The organism is Alkalimonas mucilaginosa, assembly GCF_036327005.1.
Classification (GTDB): Bacteria; Pseudomonadota; Gammaproteobacteria; order Enterobacterales; family Alteromonadaceae; genus Alkalimonas; species Alkalimonas mucilaginosa.
This window is the reverse complement of the sequence record NZ_JAUGZK010000002.1, coordinates 307,965-331,845: the sequence shown is the minus strand read 5'-3', so window position 1 is coordinate 331,845 and position 23,881 is coordinate 307,965. Positions and strand designations below refer to the sequence as shown.

25 protein-coding genes are annotated in these 23,881 nt (G+C 49.2%); 8 read left to right on the top strand and 17 right to left on the bottom strand.

Going from position 1 to position 23,881, the window contains the following annotated elements; translation table 11 throughout:
• The first annotated feature begins 59 nt into the window (after positions 1 to 59).
• Positions 60 to 1,805 (top strand): ATP-binding protein, encoded by a 1,746-nt coding sequence (locus QWF21_RS03895; protein ID WP_330086728.1) that lies wholly within the window; start codon positions 60 to 62, stop codon positions 1,803 to 1,805.
• A gap of 78 nt (positions 1,806 to 1,883) precedes the next feature.
• Positions 1,884 to 2,783, top strand: coding sequence for a recombination-associated protein RdgC (locus tag QWF21_RS03890; protein ID WP_330086727.1), 900 nt, complete (start codon positions 1,884 to 1,886; stop codon positions 2,781 to 2,783).
• A gap of 26 nt (positions 2,784 to 2,809) precedes the next feature.
• Here QWF21_RS03890 and QWF21_RS03885 read toward each other — a convergent pair whose 3' ends face one another.
• From QWF21_RS03885 to QWF21_RS03815, 15 genes are all read right to left on the bottom strand, one after another.
• On the bottom strand, positions 2,810 to 3,649 hold the full coding sequence (locus QWF21_RS03885) for an HDOD domain-containing protein (protein WP_330086726.1): 840 nt from the start codon (positions 3,647 to 3,649) through the stop codon (positions 2,810 to 2,812).
• A 28-nt stretch (positions 3,650 to 3,677) separates the two neighbouring features.
• Complete coding sequence (locus QWF21_RS03880) at positions 3,678 to 4,103, bottom strand: HIT domain-containing protein (protein ID WP_330086725.1); 426 nt, start codon at positions 4,101 to 4,103, stop codon at positions 3,678 to 3,680.
• Positions 4,096 to 6,747 carry an ATP-binding protein gene (locus tag QWF21_RS03875; protein WP_330086724.1) on the bottom strand — a complete coding sequence of 884 codons (2,652 nt, stop codon included), beginning with the start codon at positions 6,745 to 6,747 and terminating at the stop codon, positions 4,096 to 4,098. Before QWF21_RS03875 ends, QWF21_RS03880 begins: the two co-directional genes overlap by 8 nt.
• 115 nt (positions 6,748 to 6,862) lie before the next feature.
• Positions 6,863 to 8,410 (bottom strand): M17 family metallopeptidase, encoded by a 1,548-nt coding sequence (locus tag QWF21_RS03870; protein WP_330086723.1) that lies wholly within the window; start codon positions 8,408 to 8,410, stop codon positions 6,863 to 6,865.
• Between the two features lie 111 nt (positions 8,411 to 8,521).
• Entirely contained in the window at positions 8,522 to 8,734 is a 213-nt protein-coding gene (gene nqrM, locus QWF21_RS03865) for a (Na+)-NQR maturation NqrM (protein ID WP_330086722.1), read from the bottom strand.
• On the bottom strand, positions 8,731 to 9,780 hold the full coding sequence (locus tag QWF21_RS03860; RefSeq protein WP_330086721.1) for an FAD:protein FMN transferase: 1,050 nt from the start codon (positions 9,778 to 9,780) through the stop codon (positions 8,731 to 8,733). The genes nqrM and QWF21_RS03860 overlap by 4 nt, the downstream gene beginning before the upstream one ends.
• A gap of 9 nt (positions 9,781 to 9,789) precedes the next feature.
• Positions 9,790 to 11,016 (bottom strand): NADH:ubiquinone reductase (Na(+)-transporting) subunit F, encoded by a 1,227-nt coding sequence (nqrF, locus tag QWF21_RS03855; protein ID WP_330086720.1) that lies wholly within the window; start codon positions 11,014 to 11,016, stop codon positions 9,790 to 9,792.
• A gap of 19 nt (positions 11,017 to 11,035) precedes the next feature.
• On the bottom strand, positions 11,036 to 11,650 hold the full coding sequence (gene nqrE / locus QWF21_RS03850; RefSeq protein WP_330086719.1) for an NADH:ubiquinone reductase (Na(+)-transporting) subunit E: 615 nt from the start codon (positions 11,648 to 11,650) through the stop codon (positions 11,036 to 11,038).
• Between the two features lie 11 nt (positions 11,651 to 11,661).
• Positions 11,662 to 12,291 carry an NADH:ubiquinone reductase (Na(+)-transporting) subunit D gene (locus QWF21_RS03845; protein ID WP_330086718.1) on the bottom strand — a complete coding sequence of 210 codons (630 nt, stop codon included), beginning with the start codon at positions 12,289 to 12,291 and terminating at the stop codon, positions 11,662 to 11,664.
• Complete coding sequence (locus tag QWF21_RS03840) at positions 12,284 to 13,072, bottom strand: Na(+)-translocating NADH-quinone reductase subunit C (protein ID WP_330086717.1); 789 nt, start codon at positions 13,070 to 13,072, stop codon at positions 12,284 to 12,286. Before QWF21_RS03840 ends, QWF21_RS03845 begins: the two co-directional genes overlap by 8 nt.
• A complete protein-coding gene (locus QWF21_RS03835; protein ID WP_330086716.1) occupies positions 13,065 to 14,267 on the bottom strand; it encodes an NADH:ubiquinone reductase (Na(+)-transporting) subunit B in 1,203 nt (400 codons plus the stop codon). Before QWF21_RS03835 ends, QWF21_RS03840 begins: the two co-directional genes overlap by 8 nt.
• A 2-nt stretch (positions 14,268 to 14,269) precedes the next feature.
• Positions 14,270 to 15,607 carry a Na(+)-translocating NADH-quinone reductase subunit A gene (locus QWF21_RS03830; RefSeq protein ID WP_330086715.1) on the bottom strand — a complete coding sequence of 446 codons (1,338 nt, stop codon included), beginning with the start codon at positions 15,605 to 15,607 and terminating at the stop codon, positions 14,270 to 14,272.
• 354 nt (positions 15,608 to 15,961) lie between these two features.
• Positions 15,962 to 17,155 carry an enoyl-ACP reductase FabV gene (gene fabV / locus QWF21_RS03825; protein ID WP_330086714.1) on the bottom strand — a complete coding sequence of 398 codons (1,194 nt, stop codon included), beginning with the start codon at positions 17,153 to 17,155 and terminating at the stop codon, positions 15,962 to 15,964.
• Between the two features lie 168 nt (positions 17,156 to 17,323).
• The gene (locus QWF21_RS03820) at positions 17,324 to 17,650 is read right to left on the bottom strand and encodes a BolA family protein (protein WP_330086834.1); all 327 of its coding nucleotides are present in this window, start codon (positions 17,648 to 17,650) and stop codon (positions 17,324 to 17,326) included.
• 128 nt (positions 17,651 to 17,778) lie between these two features.
• A complete protein-coding gene (locus tag QWF21_RS03815) occupies positions 17,779 to 18,381 on the bottom strand; it encodes an alpha-ketoglutarate-dependent dioxygenase AlkB family protein (protein WP_330086833.1) in 603 nt (200 codons plus the stop codon).
• A gap of 41 nt (positions 18,382 to 18,422) precedes the next feature.
• On the opposite strand from QWF21_RS03815, the gene QWF21_RS03810 reads away from it, so the two are divergent.
• The 5 genes from QWF21_RS03810 (at position 18,423) to QWF21_RS03790 (ending at position 22,606) form a co-directional block, all read left to right on the top strand.
• The gene (locus tag QWF21_RS03810; protein WP_330086713.1) at positions 18,423 to 19,595 is read left to right on the top strand and encodes a methyltransferase; all 1,173 of its coding nucleotides are present in this window, start codon (positions 18,423 to 18,425) and stop codon (positions 19,593 to 19,595) included.
• Positions 19,592 to 20,155, top strand: coding sequence for a YajG family lipoprotein (locus tag QWF21_RS03805; RefSeq protein WP_330086712.1), 564 nt, complete (start codon positions 19,592 to 19,594; stop codon positions 20,153 to 20,155). Before QWF21_RS03810 ends, QWF21_RS03805 begins: the two co-directional genes overlap by 4 nt.
• A complete protein-coding gene (locus QWF21_RS03800) occupies positions 20,152 to 20,742 on the top strand; it encodes a peptidylprolyl isomerase (protein WP_330086711.1) in 591 nt (196 codons plus the stop codon). The genes QWF21_RS03805 and QWF21_RS03800 overlap by 4 nt, the downstream gene beginning before the upstream one ends.
• Positions 20,743 to 20,843: 101 nt before the next feature.
• Positions 20,844 to 21,164 carry a hypothetical protein gene (locus QWF21_RS03795; protein WP_330086710.1) on the top strand — a complete coding sequence of 107 codons (321 nt, stop codon included), beginning with the start codon at positions 20,844 to 20,846 and terminating at the stop codon, positions 21,162 to 21,164.
• A gap of 80 nt (positions 21,165 to 21,244) precedes the next feature.
• Positions 21,245 to 22,606 (top strand): AmpG family muropeptide MFS transporter, encoded by a 1,362-nt coding sequence (locus tag QWF21_RS03790; protein WP_330086709.1) that lies wholly within the window; start codon positions 21,245 to 21,247, stop codon positions 22,604 to 22,606.
• 44 nt (positions 22,607 to 22,650) lie between these two features.
• Here the strand turns inward: QWF21_RS03790 and QWF21_RS03785 are convergent, their stop codons facing one another.
• Positions 22,651 to 22,890 (bottom strand): helix-turn-helix domain-containing protein, encoded by a 240-nt coding sequence (locus QWF21_RS03785; protein ID WP_330086708.1) that lies wholly within the window; start codon positions 22,888 to 22,890, stop codon positions 22,651 to 22,653.
• Between the two features lie 310 nt (positions 22,891 to 23,200).
• Between QWF21_RS03785 and QWF21_RS03780 the strand changes: the two genes are divergently transcribed.
• Positions 23,201 to 23,374, top strand: coding sequence for a hypothetical protein (locus QWF21_RS03780; protein WP_330086707.1), 174 nt, complete (start codon positions 23,201 to 23,203; stop codon positions 23,372 to 23,374).
• A 25-nt stretch (positions 23,375 to 23,399) separates the two neighbouring features.
• Here QWF21_RS03780 and erpA read toward each other — a convergent pair whose 3' ends face one another.
• Positions 23,400 to 23,741, bottom strand: coding sequence for an iron-sulfur cluster insertion protein ErpA (erpA, locus tag QWF21_RS03775; RefSeq protein WP_330086706.1), 342 nt, complete (start codon positions 23,739 to 23,741; stop codon positions 23,400 to 23,402).
• Positions 23,742 to 23,881: the final 140 nt, after the last annotated feature.

The following is a 23,881-nucleotide window of genomic DNA, read 5'->3' as shown; positions in this document are numbered from 1 at the left end:
GAGTACGAAGCCACACCAGGGAAGTAACCTATGCAGCACTGTTATAAAAGGGCGACATAATGCATCAACGAAGTTTATCCAGAACTCTGCTGACCAAAGTATTGTCGGTTTATTTTATTCTGACTTTTATCGTTACCCTGGCACAGATCGGCGCGGAATACTTCAATACCAAGCGATATATCAACAGTGAACTTGCAACCTTACAACAAACTTTCTCCGGCAGCCTGACCCGGGCCATCTGGGAGCTCAATACGCAACAGGCGCTGGTCATTGCCGATGGTCTGCTCGCTATCCCTGCCGTCGAAGGCATTATAGTGCGGGATGATACCGGCACAGTGATTACACAGCTGGGCAGGCACGTTGATATCAGTCAGCGCCATGGTTCGGAGTTGGTTCGCGAAGGCATTCAATTAACAGAGCAGCAATCAGGGCTCTTTGGTTACACCTTTCCACTCATCTTTGAGTTTTCTGGCCGGGCAACTCAAGTAGGCGATGTTACGCTTTTCTCCAGCCGGGCTATCGTGATTGATCGCATCAAAATAGGTATTTTCTTCCTGATAGGGAATGCCATGCTCAAAACTACCTTTCTGATTATGTTATTCCTGGTAGCCTTTCGAAATTATCTGACAGAACCATTGAATGAGCTAACACAGCAAATTGAAACCCTGGAAATGGATCACCTCGAAGGCATCCGCATTGCTTCCAACCAAAGCAAAAGGAGCACGGAACTAAGTGTCATGGCCACAGCCTTTAACCGTCTGATCCGCCGGGTACAAGATTATAAATCAGAGCTTGAGAGTACCCAAAAAGAACTGCTGCTAAGTAATGAGAAACTGGATCAACATAATTTAGTGCTGGAACAGGAAGTAGCACGCAAGACCTCAGGCCTGAGCAAGGCGATGATGGATTTACAACAACAAAAGCAACAGTTAGAAATCAAGCAGCAAAGCTTAAAAGAAGAAATAGAGCGCCGCCGCCATATTGAGGACGCGCTGCGTAATAAACAATCCGAACTGGAAAGTCTGGTGGATGATTTAAAGCAGACACAGGATCGGTTAGTCCAATCGGAAAAAATGGCCGCACTGGGTGGTCTGGTAGCCGGTATCACCCACGAAGTAAATACCCCGGTGGGTATTGGCGTGACTGCAACCAGCTTTTTATCTGAGAAAATTCAGGCGTTGCAAAAAGCGTATCAGGACAAAACCTTGTCGCCTAGAAATCTGGAACAATTTATTGCCGAAGCCAGTGAAACAGCCTGCCTGCTGGAATCCAATTTGAACCGCGCTTCTGATCTTATCGCCAGCTTTAAACAAATCGCCGTCGACCAGACCAGTGAAGCCATCCGTACCATCCAGTTAAGCACTTACTTACAGGAAATCATTCGTTCTTTATTGCCACACTTCAAAAAAACCAAGCATCAGATCGAAGTTAACTGCCCCAAGGATTTACAACTAACCTGTCCGGCAGGCGCCATCTCGCAGATTTTTACCAATTTACTGATGAACTCACTGATCCATGGTTTTGAGGATATGGAGCAAGGGGAGATACGCATTACCGTTCTGGATGAAGGTGACGATATTGATATTCGATTCAGTGACAATGGCAAAGGCCTGAACGATGAACAGCTGGAAAAACTATTTCATCCATTTTTTACCACCAAACGCGGAGCTGGCGGCAGTGGCTTAGGAACCCATATCACCTACAACCTGGTACGACAAACCCTGAAGGGAAGTATTGATGTCAACAGCGAGCCAGGGAAAGGTCTGCACTACCATATCCGCTTTCCTAAAAAGCTCGATACTTAACCAAACCGCAGCCGGCAGGTTTCATCCTGGCTGCGACACAGGCTATACTGACTGCTTTGTGGTAGTTCAGAGTATGCTATGTGGTTTAAAAATCTTCGCGTCTATCAATTAAGTTCCCCCTTATCCCTGGAGTTACCGGCTCTTGAGCAAGCGTTGGCAGAGTTCAGCTTTACACCTTGCAGCGGCCAGCAACAATCCAGCCAGGGTTTTACCTTCCCATTTGAATCAGCTCAAAGCTATTGCTACCAGAATCAGCATTATCTGTTTTTTGCGGTCAAACGCCAGGATAAAATCTTGCCTGCAGCCGTGGTACAAGAAGAGATGCAACCCAGACTGGCAGCATTGGAAGCTGAAAAAGCCCGGGCTCTGAGCCGTAAAGAAAAAGACAGTGTAAAAGAGGATGTTACTTTTGAGCTGCTGCCTCGTGCTTTTAGTAAAAGCCAGGTCGTGCTGGCTTGCTTTGATCAAAGCAAACAACGCATTCTGATCAATACCAGCAGCAGTAGCCGGGCCGAAGATGTCCTGGCCCTGCTGCGCAAAGCAATCGGCTCCTTACCAGCACTGCCCTGGCTGGATCCATACCACCTGGGCAGTTGCCTGCAGCAATGGCTGCAAGCAGAGCAGTTGCCACACTCTTTTCAACTGGGTAATGAGGTAGAGCTTAAAGCTCCGGATGAAGAAGGAGCCAAAGTACGCTTTAGCAACCACCTGCTGACAACTGAAGAGGTGTTAAGTCATTTGGAAGACAAACAGGTTACCCGCCTCGAACTGCAGCAGGAAGAAGGGCTCAGCCTAAAAATCTGTGACGACGGCAGCCTGAAAAGTATCCGTTACCACGACAGCATTAGTGGTAAAAATGACGAGCTCGGTTGGGAAGATGCAGACGTACGATTGGCAGCCGATACCTTACTGATGGCGTCTACCTTAACAGCCATGCTGGACCAGATTGCCCAGGTTGTCAGCAGCAAGCAAGGCTAAACTGCCAGCCCCACATAGCCACTGCATCAGGAAAAAATTGAGCGTACATCCTGATAGACAGTGGCAATGGCGGGCTCTTGCATAAAATCGGCATCCGGTAATATACCTTGCTGAATGTAGTGATCCAGCAGCTTATGTTGTAACTCTGGTCGCGGATAGCCCCCCTGAGCAATGGTCGCGATTCGTACAAAGTCGATATAATCCGGCTGAGCTGAGATAGTTGCCTGCTGCCAGCCAGTGATCACGCCTTGGTAGGTGTCATCAAAGCCCCAGGCTTTCATGATCGCCAAACCAATGTGCGGTGACAGCTTTAGCATTAAATGTTTTAGAAACCCTGGATGGCCAAATACATCCTGATGTCTTTCAGCTTCCGCCAGAATTGGCAGCAAACCAATGTGGTGCAATAAAGCCGCCAATGTCATTACATCCAGGCTTAAACGGCATTGCTTTTGCTGCATCCGATAATAACTCAAACAAGCTACAGCAATACTGGTAACCTGGACAGTATCCCGCCAGGCTTTATCGAGCATGCTCTGAATATGGCTACTTTGGCTAATAAATAACTGCTCCATGGCCATGGCTGTAGCAATGGTTTTGATCTGGCTTAGGCCAATACGTGTCACGGCCTGATTCAATGTAGCGACTTTGATCGCGCGCCCCAAAAATGCACTGTTGGCTACCCGAATCACACGGGTGGCCAGTGCTGGATCCAAGCTGATAACTTCCGCCATGGCTGCCAAACTAACCTCCGGGCAATCAGCAATGTTGCGCACCCGAAGTGCTATTTCAGGCAAGGTAGGCAACAACAAGGTGTCAGTATGCAGCTTTTCAATCAGGATACTGGCCAGGGCATGTTCAGTGGACATAACGACCTCACTTGGGCAATGGATTGTGTTAGCACCATCTTGGCAGGCTAAGCAACCAAAGCGTAATCTGTTGTTGCAACTGTTCATCCGTATATGGTTGCATCTTTGCTACTCCCCACACTGGCGCAGGCCAGGCGGCATCGGTCCGGAAGCGGGCAATATGATGAATATGCAATTGCGGGACTAGATTTCCCAGGGCAGCAATATTTAATTTATCAGGTCGAAAGGTCTCTTGCAGCCACAGGCTCAACTGCCGGCTTTCCTGCTGGTACTGCAGGTAGTCGTGCTCCGGCAGATCAGTCAACTCTTTAAGTCCATTGCGTCGTGGTACCAGCAAAAACCAGGGGTATTGCTGATCGTTTATAACCCGTAACTGGCACAAAGGCCAATCAACGATAAAACAACTGTCTTGCTGCAAAGGACTAGCCAACAGAAAGCCTTGTGGCTCAGACATTGCTTAACTCCTCCAATAAAATAACCTGCATCTGCTGCACAAGGCGAAGACAGCTCTCCGCCGCTTGCTGTTGGGCCATAAGCTCCAACTCAGATGCCAGCTCGGTTAGGTTGGCAAAACCCATGCTGCCGGCACTGCCTTTTAAGCTGTGCGCTTCAAATGCCAATTTTGTCCAGTCAGACTCCAGACATGCAGTTTCCAGTATCGCGATGAGCTCTGGTAGCTTGCTACGGAAACTCTCCTGCAACGCCTGAATCGCCGGATCCTCCGCCAGCCTCCGCTCAAACTCCTGGTAGGAGTCACTTGCTTTTGTATCACAGCGATACGTTTGTATTAGCTGCAAAAACTGTTTTTGATTAATGGGTTTGGATAATACCGCCTGGCAACCCGACCGCTTATAACGCTCAATATCCTCGCTCATAACATTGGCCGTGACAGCAATAATGGGCGTTTGAATACCAGCATGACGAATAAGCTCTGTGGCCTCCTCCCCCCCCATTTCCGGCATTTGCATATCCATAAAAATTAAATCAAAGTCCTGGCTCAGTACCTGCTCAACTGCCTGGTAGCCATTTTCTACCATCACATAAGTGGCTTGTACCTGTTGCAGCAGCAAGCCAAGCAACAACTGATTGTCCGCATTATCTTCTGCCACCAGAATATGCAATGGACACTGATCATGCACCAAAGGCTCAAGCTTGGTAGTTAGCGGGGGCTGGTATTCATTGACCAGCTGCACATCCATACCGCTGCAATCCAACTCAATCTCAAAGTTACTGCCGATCCCTTTAACGCTATCAACCCGGATATCCCCCCCCATCTGCTGGATCAACTTCTTCGAAATACACAGACCAAGGCCAGTACCACCAAAATGGCGTGTCACGGTGGAGTCTGCCTGAACAAAGGGCTGAAATAGCCTGGATAGTTCGCCAGCAGCAATACCAATACCGGTATCTTTGACCGCAATCCTGAGCTTCTGTGTCATTAACTCAAAGTCTACCCGAATGATGATCTTGCCTTGCTGAGTAAACTTGACTGCGTTGCTGGTAAGATTCAGCAGCACCTGACGAAACCGAACCTCATCGGTCACCAGGAACTCGGGCAGTGGGTAGCGCAATTGCAGCTCGCAATCCAGATCCTTGGCGTTAGCCTGTGTCAGCGTAAGCTGATAGACATCATCAATAATTTCGAGGCAATGAAAGCGCTCTGCCATCAGTTCCAGTTTATCCGCCTCAATCTTTGACAAATCAAGAATATCATTAATCAGATTTAATAAGTGCTGGCTGCTTTTCAATACCCGCAGTTGATAGTCCTGGATCCGCTGCAGGTTGTCTTCCTGCACACTCTGCTCACTGAAGCCGATAATTGCAGTCAAAGGTGTACGTATTTCATGGCTCATATTGGCCAGAAATACGCTTTTTAACCGACTTGCCTGTTCAGCAGTTTCCCGGGCAATAATGAGTTCGTGGTTAGCGGCAGCTAAATCATCGTTGGCACGCGCCAAGTCCTGTGTGCGTTTTAATACTTTCTCTTCCAATTGCTGCTTGTAGGCACGCTCACGCTCACGGTAGACCCGGAGTTGCCGCACCATCACATTAAAAGCGGCAAACATATCTCCCAACTCGTCCTGCTTTTGCACCGGTAATAAAGTCGATAAATCGCCCCGACCAACAGCCGTTTTGGCTAAGGTTAACTGCCGGATAGGTGCAAACACATGACGGATCAACAGCCAGTAGATGCTAAAAGGCAGCAGCAGTATGATAAACAGCAATAAGCCTGCAATCACCCAGGGAAATTTAACTCTATCGGCCATCAACTCATGTTGATTTATCCCTAATAAAAGCTGGAAGCCCCCAGGCAGCTCTGCACCTGACAGCAACATCCGCTGCCCCAGTAAATTGCCATGAATCATTTCAGCTTGTTGCATGCTCTGTTGAATGGTACGAAAGTGGCTTGGCGCAAAAGTGCTACCAATCAGTTGGGTACGATCAGAAAAAGCAATAATTGCGGCAGGGCTTATTATCAAAGAAATACTGCCAGGTGTTAGTTGCTGAGCTAAGATCCTGGTAAGTTCCAATGGCTCCAGGCTCAATACCAGATAACCCCATAGCTGCCTCGAATCCACAGCAGATTGCTGACTCAAATAGACCTTACGGGCCAGATAAAGCCGTTGTTGGTTGGTTTCAGGCTCGATAGCAAAAAAAAAGCTTTCATCGCGGATCATGCTTTGCAATCGGGTTAGATGCCTTTGCCGCCCGCTGCTCTGCTGTTTGATCCGCTCATCCGCCGACAGCATTAACTCCGTCATGCCATTCAGCCGCAACAGCTTAATCGAATACCCAGACTGCGGTTGCCGCTGCAGAAACTCTTGCCACTCTTGCAATAAAGGTTGATCACTGTTGCCTGACTGGCCGATATACTCTTGCAAGGCCTTGCTATGAATAAGCTCAGTCATGCGGTGACTCAGCGCTTGCAAATCATTGCTAATCGCCAACTGCTGTTGATGAAGAAAGGTAGATGCTTGTAAATTTGCCTGCTGCCAATAATACGATTGGCTGTATTTGATCGCAAGCACACCAAAAAAAAGAGCTGGCAATAACAGCAAAGGGATCAGGTAAACCAGAAGTGTTTGTCGTAATCTCATTGCCAGGTAGTCTACCGCTACTAGTGTCCTTGTCAGTAAATAGCATACTCAGCATTGCCGGGCAGAACAAGCTTTGTGCAGCACCAGGCTACACAAAGCCAAGCTAGCGGTGTCTTTAACTACTGAGGGTACTGGCAAGCAAAGCCAGTATAGGGGCTGCAGAGGGTTTACCGTGGATCCAGTCCCCCCCATCAACACCACTACCGGCAATGTCCAGATGCAGATAGGGTATGGGTTTAGCCTGATGCTGGCCGTGCGCTGACAAACCTGAAGCCTCCACCAAAAATGCCATCGGGAACTGGTGTCCCCGCACCGTGACCGATGAAGCCGCATTGTTACAGCTCAAAACATCTTCGGCAGCAGATTTGGCCTGAATAAACTGAAAGTCCTCACGCCGGCTACGGGAAATTTCGCAAGGATCACCCCAGATATCTCCCTGCTGTTGCAGGGTCGAAGCCAACTGCAGTAAACGGGCGGGCCCATTCTCAACCAGGGCGGTATAAGGCCCGACTGCACGGGCTGCATGACCGGTTAAGGTGGCAATCGAAAAGATCTGTGGTGTCACTTCATTCAGTGCCTGTTCCCGCAAATGCGACAGCAAATCGGCCAGCACCAGACGTCCTTCAGCGTCGGTATTGCCAATGCGGACCCGCACCCCGGCATGACTGGTAAGTACCTCATCCGGCACAAAAGCATCGGAGCCAATGCTATTACGCACGGCACCAATTTCGGCCACCACCTTGATGCCTTGTGGCTTTAAACCGGCAATCGCCAGCATAAAGCCAGCCACAGCAGCACCACCACCTTTATCCCGGCTCATGCCTGCCATACTGCCGCCCACTTTAAGATCAGCGCCACCGGTGTCGTACACCAGGCCTTTACCTGCCAACAGTAATGTTTGTGCCACAGCCCCGTCCGGGTTGTAGCTCAGACGGATCACAGCAGGGTGATGACGCTTCACAGCCAGCGAGCTGCGTGCGACAGCCATCATCAGCGGATAGTCCCGTTGCAAAGTGGCTATATCCGTCACCACTTCCACCTGCACAGCACTGCCTGCAAAGGCTTCCTGACAGTAGGCGGCAAAGTTGAGTGCACTCATCCGCTCTGGTTCAGTACCGGCCAGATCACGGGCCAACCTTCTGCCTGCTTCAATCGCCATCAACTCCTCTGCCTGCTCAGCAGCAATGCCACACAAACCAATGCGCTGAACCGGTTCAAGCTTTTCTTCCCCCACCACTTCACGACCTTCCAACGGTTGCCATAAGGCCTGGCACATTGCCAGGTAGCTGACAGCCGCGGCTTGTTGGTACAAAGGACTTTGCTGTGGTTCAACCCAAAGCAGTGGCGCTTTCGCCCCCATGTCTTTGGCAACTTGTATTGCTTGTTTGGCTGCATCGGCATAACTGCGGACATCATCGTAGTCACGATCCAAAGTCCCAATAGGCGCCAAAATCAATCGCTGGCCAGGCACCAGGCTACAGGGGAGGCTTGCCAGCTGTTGGCCTATGCGTTGATCGACTTGAGCGGCCGTCTGGAGCACTACGGCCAAAGTACTAAGCTCTGGGTGATTAAAGTCGCTGGCAAGCACTATCAGTGCATCGAACTCTGTTTCAGTTAGCGCGGATTGCAGTGATGCTACCGCGGTGAGGTGTGGATAAGACATAATGGCTTCCATCGTGATAAAAAGTCATTATTTCTGAAAACAAAAAGCAGAACAAGCCAAATGCAGCCTTTGTGGCAGTACAACTGGCAGTTCTGCTTTACGATAACAAGCTCAAATAATTTTATTGTCTTGCCAGAACTGTTCTTTCTTCATTCTGGCCTGGCGTTTCTCACAAGGATTGTCGCAGTCACAGGCTTTCTCAACCCCAATAGCACCCAGCCCACCACAGCTGCCGCTGATGGTTTTGCGTTGAACCAGATACCCTACGGCCATAGCAACGACTACCAGCAACAAAATAACAAAAGTCAGTAAAAAAGTACTCATCGTGACGTCGCTCCACCTGACTGCACAAAAGATTCAAACGTATCGCTGACACGTTCAACAAAGCCATCATCCGTCTTCACAATCAGTATCGCAGCCAGACCAATGCGGTTGGCAAAAGCCAATGCCTCATCAGCATCCATAATCAGCAATGCTGTGGAATAACCATCCGCCACCATACAGGACTCGTGCAATACGGTACTGGATACCACCCGTCCCTGCGTAGGTCTGCCGGTTCGTGGATCCAATATATGTGAATAACGCACCCCATCCTGCTCGAAGTAGTTGCGGTAATCACCCGCCGTGGCCAATGCCAAATCACCAGGCTCAATAATGCGTTGTACCGCCCGCCCATCAGCATCGGGCTTTTCAATGGCAATGCGCCAAGGCGTGCCATCGGGCTTTGGACCACGCGCGCGGATCTCACCACCAACCTCAACCAGATACGCAGCAAAGCCTTTGCTATCCAGTAAATCAGCTACTCTGTCAACGCCATACCCTTTCGCTATGGTGGAAAGGTCCACCGAAACACGGGGGTCGGCTTTACTAAGCCAAAGCCCATCCAGAGTCAACTTATCAATGCCAACATAAGGCAGTATAGCCTGATACTGCTCACTCTCAGGTGCTCTGGTAATACGGCCTTCAGCACCAAAGCCCCAGAGCTCAACCAGAGGGCGGATAGTAACATCCAGCAAGCCCCCGGTTTCCAGGCCAACACGGATCGACTCGGCTATGACCTCGGCTGTAGGCTCTGACAATAAAAATGGCTGCGTACTATGCCAGCGGTTAAAGCGCATCAGTTCCGAGTCTGGAATATAAGTCGACATCAGTTGATTGACTAACTCCAACTCGGCATCGATCTCCACTTGCAAAGCGGCATAATCAACATCTTGCTCACCTGCAAAAATTGACACCACATAATAGGTACCCATGGTTTGACCATGCAAACGCTCAGGTGTTATCCGGCTGTCAGTTTGAACAGGGCTGCAAGAAACGAAAATGGCCAGCCCGATAAGGGCCAGCCAGAGTTTGTAGTGTACTTTCAACATAAGAAAGAATTAACCACCGAAGTCATCAAGCATGATGTTGTCGTCTTCAACACCCAAATCTTTCAGCATGTTGATCACGGCTTTGTTCATCATTGGCGGACCACACATGTAAAACTCACAATCTTCTGGTGCTTTGTGGTTCTTCAGGTAGTTCTCGTACAAGACATTGTGGATAAAGCCGGTGTAGCCTTCCCAGTTGTCTTCCGGTTGTGGATCCGATAAGGCCACATGCCAGGTAAAATTGTCGTTCTCGGCAGCCAGCATATCGAAATCTTCCACATAGAACATTTCACGGCTGGAACGAGCGCCATACCAGAACGACATTTTACGCTTGGATTTCAGGCGACGCAGCTGGTCAAAGATGTGCGAACGCATCGGTGCCATACCTGCACCACCACCGACGAATACCATTTCTGCTTCGGTTTCTTTGGCAAAGAACTCACCAAACGGACCAGAAATCGTCACTTTATCGCCTTCTTTCAGACTCCAGATAAAGGAAGACATCTTACCGCAAGGCAGGGACAGGTTGTTTGGTGGCGGTGTAGCTATCCGCACGTTCAACATGATAATGCCTTCTTCTTCCGGGTAGTTCGCCATGGAATAGGCACGGATGGTTTCATCATCCACTTTGGATTCCAGGCTAAAGAAGTTAAAGCGGTCCCAATCGCCACGATATTCTTCTGGAATATCGAAGTCTTTGTACTTCACATGATGCGGTGGTGCTTCAATCTGAATGTAACCACCGGCACGGAAAGGTACCGATTCACCATCAGGAATGCGCAGTACCAGCTCTTTGATAAAGGTCGCTTTGTTGTCATTGGAGATGACTTCGCAATCCCATTTACGGATGCCGAAAACTTCATCTTCCACTTCGATTTCCATGTCACCTTTCACTGCAACCTGACAGGACAACCGACAACCTTCACGGGCTTCTTTTTTAGTAATGTGATCCAGTTCCGTTGGCAGAATTTCACCACCACCTGAGTGGACATGAACAGTACACTGCCCACAGGAACCACCACCACCACAAGCTGATGACAGGAAAATGCCTTTATCAGCCAGAACCCCCAGCAGTTTACTGCCAGGCTTGGTTTTGATGGCTTTTTCCGGATCACCATTGATCAGAATAGTGACTTCACCACTGGCAACCAGTTTGGATTTGGCGGCTAGAATGATGAAAACCAGGGCCACTACGACCACTGTAAACATCACTACGCCAAGAATTATCTCTTGCATCGTGTTTTCCTTCTACTGCTTACAATGAAACGCCGGAGAACGACATAAAGCCAAGACCCATCAGACCTACAATCAGGAACGTAGAGCCAAGGCCACGAATGCCGTGAGGCATATCAGCGTATTTCAGTTTCTCACGCACAGCGGCCAGCAAGGTAATCGCCAGCGCCCAGCCAACACCACTGCCCAGACCAAAAACCACGCTTTCTGCAAAGTTGTAATCCCGCTCTACCATGAAAGCAACACCACCGAAGATGGCGCAGTTTACTGTGATTAAAGGCAGGAAGATCCCCAGCGCGTTGTAAAGTGCCGGGAAAAACTTATCCAGTGTCATTTCCAGGATTTGCACCATGGCCGCGATAACGCCAATGTAAGTGATGAAACCCAGGAAGCTAAGATCAGCATCCGGGAAACCAGCCCAGGCTAAAGCACCAGGTGCCAACAGATTGTGGTATACCACGTTGTTGATTGGTACGGCTAAGCCTAGTACCACGATCACCGCGACACCCAAGCCAAAGGCAGTAGTGACTTTCTTGGACACTGCCAGGAAAGTACACATGCCAAGGAAAAACGCCAACGCCAGGTTTTCAATAAAGACAGCGCGGACAAATAAACCTAAATAATGTTCTAAACCCACTTGTCAGCTCCTTATGCCTGCTCAACCTGCTCTGGACGGAAAGTCCGCAGCACCCAAATAAAGAAGGCAATAATGATGAAAGCACTAGGTGCCAACAACAACATACCCATTGGCTGGTACCAGCCGCCTTCGCTTACCAGAGGCAGAATTTCCACACCAAACACTGAGCCGGCACCACCAAGTTCGCGGATAAAAGCAACCACCAGCAAGACCAGGCTGTAACCCAAGGCATTACCAAGGCCGTCCAGGAAACTCATGCCAGGCGAGCTTTTCATTGCATAGGCTTCAGCACGCCCCATCACAATACAGTTGGTAATAATCAGACCAACAAATACCGACAGCTCTTTGGATACATCGTAAGCAAAGGCTTTTAGCAATTGGTCAACGATAATTACCAGGGAGGCAATGATGGTCATTTGCACAATGATCCGTACGCTGGACGGAATGTGATTACGGATAATCGAAATAAACAAGTTCGATAACGTCAGTACAAAGGTCAGTGCAAAGCACATCACCAGTGCTGTGGCCATCTGTGTTGTAACCGCCAGTGCAGAACAGACACCCAGCACCTGCAGTGCAATAGGGTTATTTGCAAAGACTGGGCCAAACAGGACGGTTTTAATTTCTTTTGCATTAGCCATTATTCAATGCTCCCTGATGAACTTTGCTCAGGAAAGGACCAAAGCCTTTCTCACCCATCCAGAAGGTAAAGGTATTTTGCACACCATTGGCCGTCAGGGTTGCGCCAGATAAGCCATCAATTTCATGGTTTGGATCTGAAGCATTGCCAGGACGCACAACGGTCAAAGCCAAGTTGCCTTGCTCATCAAACAGCTTTTTACCCTCAAACTGCCCAATCCAGCGTGGATTTTCAATTTCACCACCCAGGCCAGGTGTTTCACCCTGCTCGTAGTAGTTCATACCAATAATGGTATTGCCGTCTGTTTCCAGTGCGATAAAAGCATGCATGGTGGACCACAGACCATAGCCATGAACTGGCAACACAATGGATTTCAGCTCATTTGCATCATCACTTACCAGATAAACCGGTGCATAATGCGGCGCGCGGCGGATAGAAGCTACATCCTGCTGCTTGCTAAGCTGTGTGCTGAGTTCAGGATCTCGCCACGAAGCGCGGTAATCAAACTGCATCGGATCTTTCGTTGTGAACTCACCAGTTTCTAGATTAACAATCCGCGTTTCAACTCTATCCTTAAACAGCTGCTGGATTTGAGCGGTAGTTTCGCCACCTTTTAACACTTTGGCACTGCGCAAAATATTAGTCTGCGCATCCAACAACATATTGGCCTGCTGCAAAGGGCGCAGCTGCACTGCCGCTGTGGAAACCACAAAAGCACACACCAGGCATAAGGATATGACGACGATCAGTGTTTTGCTGATGGTATCGTTTTTACTAGACATTGCGTGCCAGCCTCCGTTTGATATTGGCCTGAGCCACGAAGAAATCAAATAATGGCGCGAACAGGTTCGCAAACAGGATCGCCAGCATCATGCCTTCCGGATACGCCGGGTTTACCACACGAATCATCACCACCATAAAGCCAATCAGAATACCGTAAGCCCATTTGCCCTGATTGGTGAATGATGCAGACACCGGATCGGTTGCCATAAAGAACATGCCGATTGCAAAGCCGCCAATCACTAAGTGCCAGTGCCAAGGCATGGCAAACAAGTGATTACTCTCTGAGCCAATGGCATTGAATAGCAAGGCAGTCAACACCATACCAACCATAACACCCAGCACAATACGCCAGGAGGCAATACGGAAGTAGATCAACGCCAAGCCACCAATCAATAGCGCCAGCGTCGAGGTTTCGCCGACAGAACCCGGAATAAAGCCATAGAAGGAATCCCACCACAGCTGCATATCACTGTAATCAAGGGTAGCATTTTGTCCCTGGCTGAGCAGAGTTGCTCCTGAATAACCATCGGCCACAGTCCAAACCGCATCACCGGAAATCTGCGCCGGATAGGCGAAGAACAGGAACGCTCGGCCAGCCAGCGCCGGGTTCAGGAAGTTACGGCCAGTACCACCAAAGACTTCTTTCGCAACCACCACACCAAAGGTAATACCCAGGGCCGCTTGCCACAGCGGAATGGTTGCAGGCAGGATCAGCGCAAACAAGATAGAAGTAACGAAGAAGCCTTCATTCACCTCGTGCTTACGCACCGAGGCAAACAGCACTTCCCAGAAACCACCCACCACAAAAACCGTGGCGTAAATTGGCAGGAACCAGCAAGCACCGTAGAGCATCTTCATGCCCCAACCAGAACTTTCCGTCAGACTACCACCAAGTAGATGGAAGATAGCGACCTGCCAGGTATCCGGCGTGCCAAAACCTTCCGCCAATGCTGCAACAGCCTGGTGTCCAACATTGAACATGCCAAAGAACAGGGCTGGAAACAAAGCCAGCCAAACAAAGATCATAATTCGCTTCAGGTCAATGCTATCGCGAACATGGGTCTTATTTTTGGTGACATAGCCCGGCGTATAAAGGACAGTAGCAATGGCCTCGTACAGCGCATACCACTTCTCGTATTTGCCGCCTTTTTCAAACTGCGGTTCAATGCGTTCTAAATAATGCTTTAAACTCATGATTAGCCTTCCTTCTGGATCGTCATCAGGCAGCTACGCAGAATGGAACCGTAGTCATACTTGCCTGGGCACACAAAGGTACACAGTGCCAAGTCTTCTTCGTCCAGTTCAAGGCAGCCAAGTGCCTGGGCACTGTCGGTATCACCGGAGCACAGATCACGCAACAACAAAGTGGGCAGAATATCCAATGGCATGACCCGCTCGTAATTACCGATCGGTACCATGGCACGGGCTGAGCCGTTGGTGGTAGTGGTCATGTTAAACAGCTTTTTAGAGCTCAGATGTCCTAAATAAGCACGGGTAACGGAAAACTTCTCGCTGCCCGGAGCAATCCAGCCTAAAAAGTGTTTCTCGCTGCCATCAGCTAACACCGACACTTGACTGTGGAAACGGCCCAGATAACCGTGCACACCATGCGCGGTAGTACCGGCCAGTACCGATCCTGAAATAATACGGTGTTCACCATCGGTAAGTTCACCGGCGGTCAATTCCTCGACAGAAGCACCCAGCACTGTTTTCAACAAGCGTGGAGATTTCACTACAGGACCGGCTAATGAAATAACACGTTCAGCAGGCAAATCGCCACTGGTAAACAACTTACCAATCGCAATCACATCCTGGTAACCAATGTGCCAGACCACTTTCTGAATGGAAGCACCTTCCAGAAAGTGAATGTGAGTCCCTGGCAAACCAGCAGGATGCGGCCCGGCGAACTCAGCAACCTCTACGCCTGTCACTGACGACACATCAGCACCTGCCTTTTTGCACAAGTACACTTTGCCATCGGTTAAATGCCGCAACACTGTCAGGCCATGCTGAAAGGAACTAGCCTGCGCCTTGATCACCACAGCAGGATCGGCAGCCAGCGGATGCGTATCCATCGCGGTGACAAAGATCGCTTTTGCGGTACTATCAATGGCTGGTGTCTGGCTAAATGGCCGGGTACGGAATGCAACCCATAAACCGGACTCAACCAGGTTTTTACGCACCTGTTCTGAGCTAAGGCTTACCAGTTGCTCTGGACTGTATTTCTCGAATTGCACAGCATCACTGCCCTGCACTTCAATCACTACAGACTGCAATACCCGTTTAGCACCACGGTTGATTTCAACCACTTTGCCCGCAGCCGGAGCCGTAAAAATAACACCAGGGGTTTTCTTGTCTTCAAACAAGCCCTGGCCTTTTTTTACGGTATCACCAACTTCGACCAACATGGTCGGACGCATACCATGAAACTCTTCGCCGAGCACGGCGACGCGTTTTATAGCAGGCCCGTCGGTTATCTCTTGTTTAGGACTGCCCGCGAGGGGAATGTCCAAGCCTTTTTTGAGTTTTATCATACGTACTTGCACTACTAGTTTGGGAAGAAACAGGTTTAGTTATTTCAGCTGCAGGCCTCGCAGCGCACCCGGCAGTTAGGGAACTTCCACGAAAATGGTGGCTCCTAAGTCGGATACACGTAGTAAAGGCGCGGATTTTACCATCAAACGCTACAGCTATCTATGTGATCCTAAAAATTTATCACGCTCGCATCCAATGCATTCTAGTCTAGTCAATTTGCGCAATTTTTCACCAAAATCCTGTTATTTTACTTGGTTAGACATGGCATCGCCATGCCAACTTTGGTCGTACTCACATTGCACACTGCGAACACAGCTGTAAAAAAGCCACCCGCAGGTGGCTGATACCAGGTATTAATCAAGCAATTGCTGCAAAGGTACTTCCGGGTTTACATCGGCTTCGTAATCCACCCCATCCACACCAAAACCAAACAGCTGTAAGAAGTCTTGATGGTAGCCGGCATAATCGGTCAGGGTATCAATGTTATCGGTCTCTACCTGCTGCCACAGAGCTTTTACTTCCGCTTGCACATGCTCAGCCAGTTCCTTAGCGTCCTGACGCAAGCGGCCAGCTTCATCCAACTGCGGTGAAGTTGCATACAATCCCTGACGGAACAAAGCATCAATTTGCTCAATACAGCCCTCATGGCTACCCTCTGCCTTCATCACCCGGTACAGCAAGGAGATATAGAGCGGCATAATCGGAATGGCAGAACTGGCCTGAGTCACCACCGCTTTGAGCGAGGCAACATAGGCTTTGCCTTTCTTATCGGCCAGCTTAGCTGTCAAAGCCGCTGCGGCACGATCCAGATCCTCTTTCGCTTTCCCGATGGTGGCCTTGCCATAAATAGGCCAGGTCAGTTCCTTGCCGATATAGGTATAAGCGACTGTCTGGCAGTTCTCGGCCAGCACACCTGCTGCATTCAATTGATCCAGCCAGCGCTCCCAGTCTTCCCCCCCCATCACTTTGACCGTATTGAAAATTTCATCGTCGTTGGCTGGCTCAACACTGACTTCTTCTATCACTCGCTTGCTGGTATTGAGGTTTTTTTCTGTGTAGGCTTTACCGATAGGTTTCAGTACCGAGCTGTATATTTCACCGGATACCGGATCTTTGCGCCGAGGGGCTGCCAAACTGTACACCACCAAATCAATTTTGCCCATTTCCTGCCGGATCACATCAATGGTTGTGGCTTTCAGTTCATCAGTAAAAGCATCCCCATTGATGTGCTTGCACCACAGGCCCGCTTTGCTGGCTTCCTGCTCGAAAGCAGCGGTGTTGTACCAGCCAGCCGAGGCTGTTTTGCTGGCCGTTGGTTCCTTTTCAAAGAAAATCCCCAGGGTTTTGGCACCCGAGCCAAAAGCTGCTGCAATACGAGATGCCAGACCATAGCCAGTAGAAGCGCCAATCACCAGCACATTTTTAGGCCCATTGCTGATAGCACCCTGCTGCTGTACGTACTCGATTTGTTGTTTTACATGGGCTGCACAGCCGGTTGGGTGGGCATTGGTACAGATAAAACCACGGATTTTTGGTTGAATTACCATCATTCAGTCCTGTTATTCAGTGAGGAAATTGCGACTAGTGTAAGACTTTAGCAGACAAAGCTGGTCGGATCAGGCAATTTTAACAGGCTGGCTGCCAGGTAGCGAGAAAAGCCCGACTACTATCGCTGCCACCCAAGCATGGAATACTCAGGTGGCAGCGAGCAGAGGTCAGACTGGGACTTTTTTCTCTCCTCCCATGCATTTGGGCGATGCCGGAGGTTTTTCTGCATAGTATTCATACCATTCACCTGGAGTGTAGGTATGCAGAGCCAAAGCGTGGATATCTTGTGCCAATTCTTCAGCAACAATAGCATTGACGGAACGATGGCGCTGTAATAAACGCATACCATCAAACTGAGGGGTCACAATCACCACTTTGAAATGAGATTCTGAACCGGGCGGTACATTGTGCATGTGGCTCTCATTGGTTACTTCCAACACCACAGGATCAAATGCATCCAGTAATTTCTGCTCAATACGCGTGTGGATTAACATAGACTTCATCCTTTATTGGTCCTTCTCTTTTACTCTAGTTAAGTCCACCGGACTTGCCAGTGCCTTTTTACTGTCAAGCATTTTGTTGACAGCTAACCGGCTGGTGGCTCATGAAAAAATAAATTGGTCTAAACAAAGGGCACAATATAACGAAACGTCAAATTTAGTCGTCCAGCCGTTAGACGGCTTTGTTTAGGAATTCGGTGTAGCCAGTATTGCTGGGTGCTGCCGGACATGAACAAGAGATCCCCATGCCCCAGTTCCAGTTGCAACTGCCAGGGTTGATAGCGATGCTTTAAATCAAAACGCCGGGCCTGCCCCAGGCTTAGCGAAGCAATACCGGGTTCAGGCCCCAGCTCAGGCTCATTATCGGCATGCCATCCCATATGGTCAGTCCCCGCTCGGTACCAGTTTAGCAACACCGAGTTAAAGGGCCGCTCCAACTGCTGTGATAGTTGCTGTTGCCACATGGCAACCAGGGGGTGCCATGGTTCTGGTGCAAAGGAGGTTCCTGAATAACGATAGTGGGCAGTGCTGTCCCCCATCCAGACCTGACGTCTCGGGATCGGATGTTCACGGCCAAATAGCCGGATAGAGGGCTGCTGCCATGCCAGCTGCTGCACCAGTTGCTGATAACCGGCACAAGCCTCAGGCTCTGCCAACCAGCCGCGCCAAAGCAGCAAATGAGCATCAGGTAGTTGCCAGCACTCTGGCTTGAGCTGCCTATCCACACGTGTCAAAATAGCTGTCACTCTTTTTAAGCTGAATTTGCATGAATACGCATTTTACGTTGGCAGAAATCCATCTGCAATTAAAGCGCTGGCCAGCCGAGACTAATTTCATCAATCTGCAAGCCTGGGATGCTGTGGATGAGCTGCTACTGACTGAAGCATTCCGTCAATTGGAAATGCTATCAGTTTCTGAGCGAAGCGCTTTGCCGGTGCTACTGCTGAACGATCAGTTTGGTGCTTTAACCTGTGCCCTGATTGCTCGGTACCCGGAATTAACCTTGGTACACAGCAGCGACTCCTATATCAGCCAACAAGCCTGCCTGGCTAATCTCCAACTAAACCAGCTAGCTACCAAGCAGTTAACTTTTATAGATAGCCTGGCACCACTGCCAGACTCTGCAGCACTCACCCTGTTAAGGGTTCCGCGCGATCACGGTTTTCTCGGCTTTCAGCTGCAGCAATTAGCCCCACTTATCACCAACAGCCAACAACTGATTGTGGCGGCCAGGGCCCGTGATATCCATAAAAACCTGCTGCAATTATTCAGCCAGCATATCGGGCCTAGCAAGGCCTCACTAGCTATTCGAAAGTGCCGCTACCTGCACTGCCAACCCGCAGCAGTACAACAAAAACCGCAATCATTATGGCCAAAGATCTGGCCATTGACAGGCACAGGCCTGCAACTGGTCAATCATGCTAATGTGTTCAGCGGAGAAAAGCTTGATGTTGGTGCCCGCTTCTTTTTACAACACCTGCCAGAGACCCAGGCCGGCGAACAACTGGTCGATTTAGGTTGTGGCAATGGAGTGCTGGGTTTATCGGCACTGGCGGCTAACACTGAGCTCGTTGTCACCTTTTGTGATGAGTCTGCTATGGCAGTAGCTTCAGCACAGCAAAGCGTGCAACTCAGCCTGCCGAAGCTGCTGCCGAATTGCACTTTTTTACAGGATGATGGTCTGAGCAAACTGGCCGATCAGAGTATGAATTGGGTGCTATGCAATCCACCGTTCCACCAACAGGATACAGTGACAACCCATCTGGCCCGCCAAATGTTCACGGATGCATTTCGGGCACTAAAACCCGGCGGTAAACTGCGGATCGTAGCGAACCGCCACCTACCTTATGCACAAGAGCTAACACAGCTGTTTGGTGGGGTACGTTGTCTGGCCAGTCACCCCAAGTTTGTTATTCTTGAATCGGAGCGAAGAAGATGAAGTTGCCATTAATCGTGCTGTTGGGGTTGGTGTTGTCTGGTTGTGCCAGCCCACTCCGCCCTTTGTTTGTCAGTCCGGGTATTGAAACGACACCTCAGTTGCACTTAAATGCAACCAGCTTCCATTGGCAATTGCAGGATAAGCGCGCTAAACCGGCGATGCTAAGCATCCAAAAAGCAGAGCAGACAGTCAGCCTACAAAACAAAACCGATTGGCGTAACACGCTGCAACAACAACTGCGACAACATTTTATAGCCGCCGGAGCTCGGCTGGATCCAGCAGCACAAACAACCTTGCAATTTAATGTGCTGACCCTGGAGGCCAAAGCGAAACAACACCCACTCGATCATGAAGTCCATTCCGAGGTAGTCATTGAGGTTGCCATCAGCTCAAAAGCCGGGCATTACCGCAAGCGCTTTCATGGCAACAGTAGTTATACTGCACCATTTAAAGTAGATCCGGCCTCAGTCGAACGAGAACTGAGCCAACTGACAGAACGGGTGCTGCAGGATATCCTCTCGGATATACACTGGCAGCAGTATTTAAGGAGACATGCATGAAAACTCTTGTGATTAGCTTATTTGCAGGACTGTTCTGGCTCAGCCAAGCGGCAACAGCAGGTGAAAGCTTGCAACCGGACAACCTCTTTCCCAAGGTGATACTGCACACCTCGTTAGGGGATATTACCGTGGAACTGGATCGCAGCAGAGCACCAATCGCTGTCAATAATTTTTTAAGTTATGTCAAAACCCAGCGCTACAACAACACAGTTTTTCACCGCCTGATTCGTGACTTTGTGCTGCAAGGCGGTGGTTATAATCAAGATTTTGAGCCTATTACTACGCTTGATGCTATTTTTAACGAATCCGGCAATGGCCTGCGTAATGAGATGGGTACCATTGCCATGGCCCGCACCAGCAATCCACATAGCGCTACCAGCCAGTTTTATTTCAACTTATCCGACAACGATAATCTGAACCCGGGTGCCCGCTGGGGCTATACCGTTTTTGGCCGCGTCATGGCTGGTATGGATGCGTTGCAGCAGGCGAATGCGTGGGAAACAGCACAACATAAAGTTACTGGCTGGCCAGATGTGCCAGTGGAGCCCATTGTGCTGCATCGCATCAGCCTGGTTCCTGAAGGCTAAATAAAACAGCGGCTATTTTTCCCGACAGCAGCATACCGGCCAGCTATACTTGCAATAGCAGCAATCTATTTTGCAAGCATCACAAGTACAGAGGTCGGTGTATGCTGGAACAATTTATAGAACTCAAGACGCGCCAACTGATATTTTACACCGCCCGCTACTTTCGGGGCAGGATCCCATATCAGGAGCTACATCTCTTTATCTGGGACACACTGGAAGAGTGGGCGCAGTTTGGCATTCAATTAAAAACACCACAAAATCATCAGGAGCAGGTATTCTGGCATCTGCTGCATCAGTTGGAGTTTTGGCCAGAGCAACAACTAAAAACCGATCAGGTACTGCAGCAAAACATTCAACACTGCCTTAGCTATCTGCGTGGCAAAGGCAATATACCTTTGGATTGTGTTGGAATTCGTCCCTGACCTTTATAATGGCAACAGCTTGACCCTCTCTACGAGCAAGGTAAGCTAGTATCTTAGTAACCCAGAAAAGTGAGCCTGTTTTGTCTCTAATATCCTCTTTCGCATCCGCTGCTCAGCTGTACTGCCAACGCCGGGTTGCCATCATTTTCTTACTTGGCTTTTCTTCCGCTTTGCCCATGATGCTGGTTTTTGGCGTCTTGTCTTTTTGGCTACGGGAAGCGGAAGTATCGCGTGCTGAAATCGGTTACTTCAGTTGGGTCGCTCTGGCCTATAGTATTAAATGGCTTTGGTCGCCGCTGGCTGATCACCTGGCATTGCCCAAACTGCATCGATGGCTGGGTAGACGACGAAGCTGGTTGCTGCTGTCACAAACATTGGTAATGCTTGCAATTTTTGGCATGGCCAGCAGCGATCCTCAACAAAACCTAGCAATGATGGCAGGCTTTGCGGTGCTTCTTGCTTTTGCTTCGGCCACTCAAGATATCAATGTGGATGCCTTTCGCATCGAAAGTGGTCCCAAAGAGGTCCAGGCCGCTCTGGCGGCGGCCTATCTGACCGGCTACCGGCTCGCCATGATTTTTGCCTCTGCCGGCACCCTGTGGCTAGCTGCTGTATTTTCCGGTGGTAGCCGTGATTATCAGTTGCATGGCTGGCAACAAGCTTATGGGGTGATGGCTCTTTGTATGCTCTTAGGTATTCTGGCCACCTTCTTCAGCAAAGAGCCAAGCAGCCAACTCATTCAGGCGCAGCGCAGTGAAGGCAGCCCGCTGCATCGTTTCGCTCTCTGGTTACAACAAGCTGCTGTGGCACCTTTTATCGACTTTTTCCAGCGTTATAAATGGCAAGCTTTGCTTATCCTGGCGCTGATTGCCTGCTATCGATTATCCGATATCGTCATGGGTGTGATGGCAAATGCATTTTACGTGGATATGGGGTTCAGCAAAGAGGAAGTTGCCACTGTTTCTAAAGTTTATGGCGTGATCATGACCCTGTTAGGTGCTGCACTCGGAGGCTACCTGATCACCCGTTTCGGCATTCTCCGCATTCTTTTACTTGGTGCTATCCTCAGTGCGGTGACCAATGTATTGTTTTCTGTACTCAGCCATATTGGCCATGATCTTGTGTGGCTTACGGTGGTGATCTCAGCAGACAACCTCAGTGCAGGCATCGCCACCAGTGCTTTTATTGCCTATTTGTCGTCACTGGTAAACCTGGCCTTCACGGCAACCCAATACGCCATGTTTAGCTCACTGATGTTATTGTTACCAAAGTTTACCGGTGGATTTGCAGGTGTGTGGGTGGATATGATGGGATACAGTCAATTTTTTATCTTCTCGGCCTTACTGGGCGCTCCTGCTGTGCTACTTATTTTGCTTATCCAGAAAAAAACTGTCTTTGCGGAGCCTGTCTTGCAATCTGCATCGGATAAGCCTGCGTCATGAAAAAAGGGATACCGGCTGGTATCCCTTTGTAATTGAATAGCTTGTTAATTCAAAGCCTGTTTCAACCCTTCTGCAGGATCAACATCCAATGCCTGGCAGTAGCGAATAAATTCAACCACATCCAGCCGACGCTCCTGATTTTCCACCTTACCAATAAAGGAATGCGGAGTTCCCAGCAATTCAGACAAACTGCGCATTGTATGCCCTTTTTCCTGGCGCTGACGCTTTAACCAAACACAAAGCCGCTTATTCTCTTCAGAAATAACGCTTTTACCACCTTTCATTTTATGATGTACTCCCAGCGTTTAAGACGCTTTTATTATGAAGTCCTGAGGATTTATGCCCACATTCATGACGTCGGCAGAAACCAAGCGTCATGAAAACACCCCCATTAAAGCATAGGATGCGACAAGCGTACAGTTACAGGAGTTAAAAAACAGGGTTTGCCTTGACAGTTTGAGCAGTAACCGTTAGGAAAAACCTATAATAGGGAAAGCATCCACCTGATGAGCAACATAGTCATATGTGAATTCGTCAGCGAGGTTGTTTTCTTCTATACTGGCAATCAATGAACACATGAAGTCTGGGAGTATCATGATTCGGTTGATTTTTTTGCTGCCCTTACTGATGTTTGCAGCCTGGTTTTGGTTTTTGCAAAGCCAGGGGCTTAGCATGCAGCAAGGCAAGAAAGGTTTTATTTATATTGCCATTTTTAATCTGGCGATTGGCGTTTTGCTAGCAGGGATCATCTGGCTAACACAGCGGTAAATAACATCTTTACCGCTTATCAGCATTAAACAGAGAAAGATGAACCACAGCCACAAGTTGTCGTAGCATTCGGGTTACTGACAATAAAACGGCTGCCCTGCAAACCATCGGTGTAGTCGACAGTTCCTCCCATCAGGTACTGCAGACTCATTGGATCTACCACCATGCTGACCCCCTGCTTTTCCAGCACGAAATCCCCTTCATTCACTTTTTCGTCGAAGGTAAAACCATACTGAAAGCCTGAGCAGCCCCCACCTGTGATATAGACACGCAGTTTCAGTTCCGGATTTTCTTCTTCAGTTACCAGCGCCAGTACTTTTTCGGCGGCAGCATCGGTAAATTCCAGTGGTACCTGAAAATCTGACATACATACTCCAAGAGCAAAACTAAGGTGCGAATTATCCAATACCTGACTGTTTTATTCAAGTATTGTACAAATACCAGGATGAAGGAAAAAATTTCTGCTTTTACACCAGTCTGTTACACTATAGGAAGTTGAGTCCAATG

Bases quoted from the DNA above. Each gene is read 5' to 3' on its own strand.
- QWF21_RS03795 (WP_330086710.1), top strand. From the start codon at position 20,844: ATGCTGGAACAATTTATAGAACTCAAGACGCGCCAACTGATATTTTAC.
- QWF21_RS03830 (WP_330086715.1), bottom strand. From the start codon at position 15,607: ATGATAAAACTCAAAAAAGGCTTGGACATTCCCCTCGCGGGCAGTCCT.
- QWF21_RS03810 (WP_330086713.1), top strand. From the start codon at position 18,423: ATGAATACGCATTTTACGTTGGCAGAAATCCATCTGCAATTAAAGCGC.
- QWF21_RS03780 (WP_330086707.1), top strand. From the start codon at position 23,201: ATGATTCGGTTGATTTTTTTGCTGCCCTTACTGATGTTTGCAGCCTGG.
- QWF21_RS03835 (WP_330086716.1), bottom strand. From the start codon at position 14,267: ATGAGTTTAAAGCATTATTTAGAACGCATTGAACCGCAGTTTGAAAAA.
- erpA (WP_330086706.1), bottom strand. From the start codon at position 23,741: ATGTCAGATTTTCAGGTACCACTGGAATTTACCGATGCTGCCGCCGAA.
- QWF21_RS03895 (WP_330086728.1), top strand. From the start codon at position 60: ATGCATCAACGAAGTTTATCCAGAACTCTGCTGACCAAAGTATTGTCG.
- QWF21_RS03840 (WP_330086717.1), bottom strand. From the start codon at position 13,072: ATGTCTAGTAAAAACGATACCATCAGCAAAACACTGATCGTCGTCATA.
- QWF21_RS03785 (WP_330086708.1), bottom strand. From the start codon at position 22,890: ATGAAAGGTGGTAAAAGCGTTATTTCTGAAGAGAATAAGCGGCTTTGT.
- QWF21_RS03820 (WP_330086834.1), bottom strand. From the start codon at position 17,650: ATGTTAATCCACACGCGTATTGAGCAGAAATTACTGGATGCATTTGAT.
- QWF21_RS03805 (WP_330086712.1), top strand. From the start codon at position 19,592: ATGAAGTTGCCATTAATCGTGCTGTTGGGGTTGGTGTTGTCTGGTTGT.
- QWF21_RS03885 (WP_330086726.1), bottom strand. From the start codon at position 3,649: ATGTCCACTGAACATGCCCTGGCCAGTATCCTGATTGAAAAGCTGCAT.
- fabV (WP_330086714.1), bottom strand. From the start codon at position 17,155: ATGGTAATTCAACCAAAAATCCGTGGTTTTATCTGTACCAATGCCCAC.
- QWF21_RS03875 (WP_330086724.1), bottom strand. From the start codon at position 6,747: ATGAGATTACGACAAACACTTCTGGTTTACCTGATCCCTTTGCTGTTA.
- QWF21_RS03880 (WP_330086725.1), bottom strand. From the start codon at position 4,103: ATGTCTGAGCCACAAGGCTTTCTGTTGGCTAGTCCTTTGCAGCAAGAC.
- QWF21_RS03870 (WP_330086723.1), bottom strand. From the start codon at position 8,410: ATGTCTTATCCACACCTCACCGCGGTAGCATCACTGCAATCCGCGCTA.
- nqrM (WP_330086722.1), bottom strand. From the start codon at position 8,734: ATGAGTACTTTTTTACTGACTTTTGTTATTTTGTTGCTGGTAGTCGTT.
- nqrF (WP_330086720.1), bottom strand. From the start codon at position 11,016: ATGCAAGAGATAATTCTTGGCGTAGTGATGTTTACAGTGGTCGTAGTG.
- QWF21_RS03800 (WP_330086711.1), top strand. From the start codon at position 20,152: ATGAAAACTCTTGTGATTAGCTTATTTGCAGGACTGTTCTGGCTCAGC.
- QWF21_RS03845 (WP_330086718.1), bottom strand. From the start codon at position 12,291: ATGGCTAATGCAAAAGAAATTAAAACCGTCCTGTTTGGCCCAGTCTTT.
- QWF21_RS03860 (WP_330086721.1), bottom strand. From the start codon at position 9,780: ATGTTGAAAGTACACTACAAACTCTGGCTGGCCCTTATCGGGCTGGCC.
- QWF21_RS03890 (WP_330086727.1), top strand. From the start codon at position 1,884: ATGTGGTTTAAAAATCTTCGCGTCTATCAATTAAGTTCCCCCTTATCC.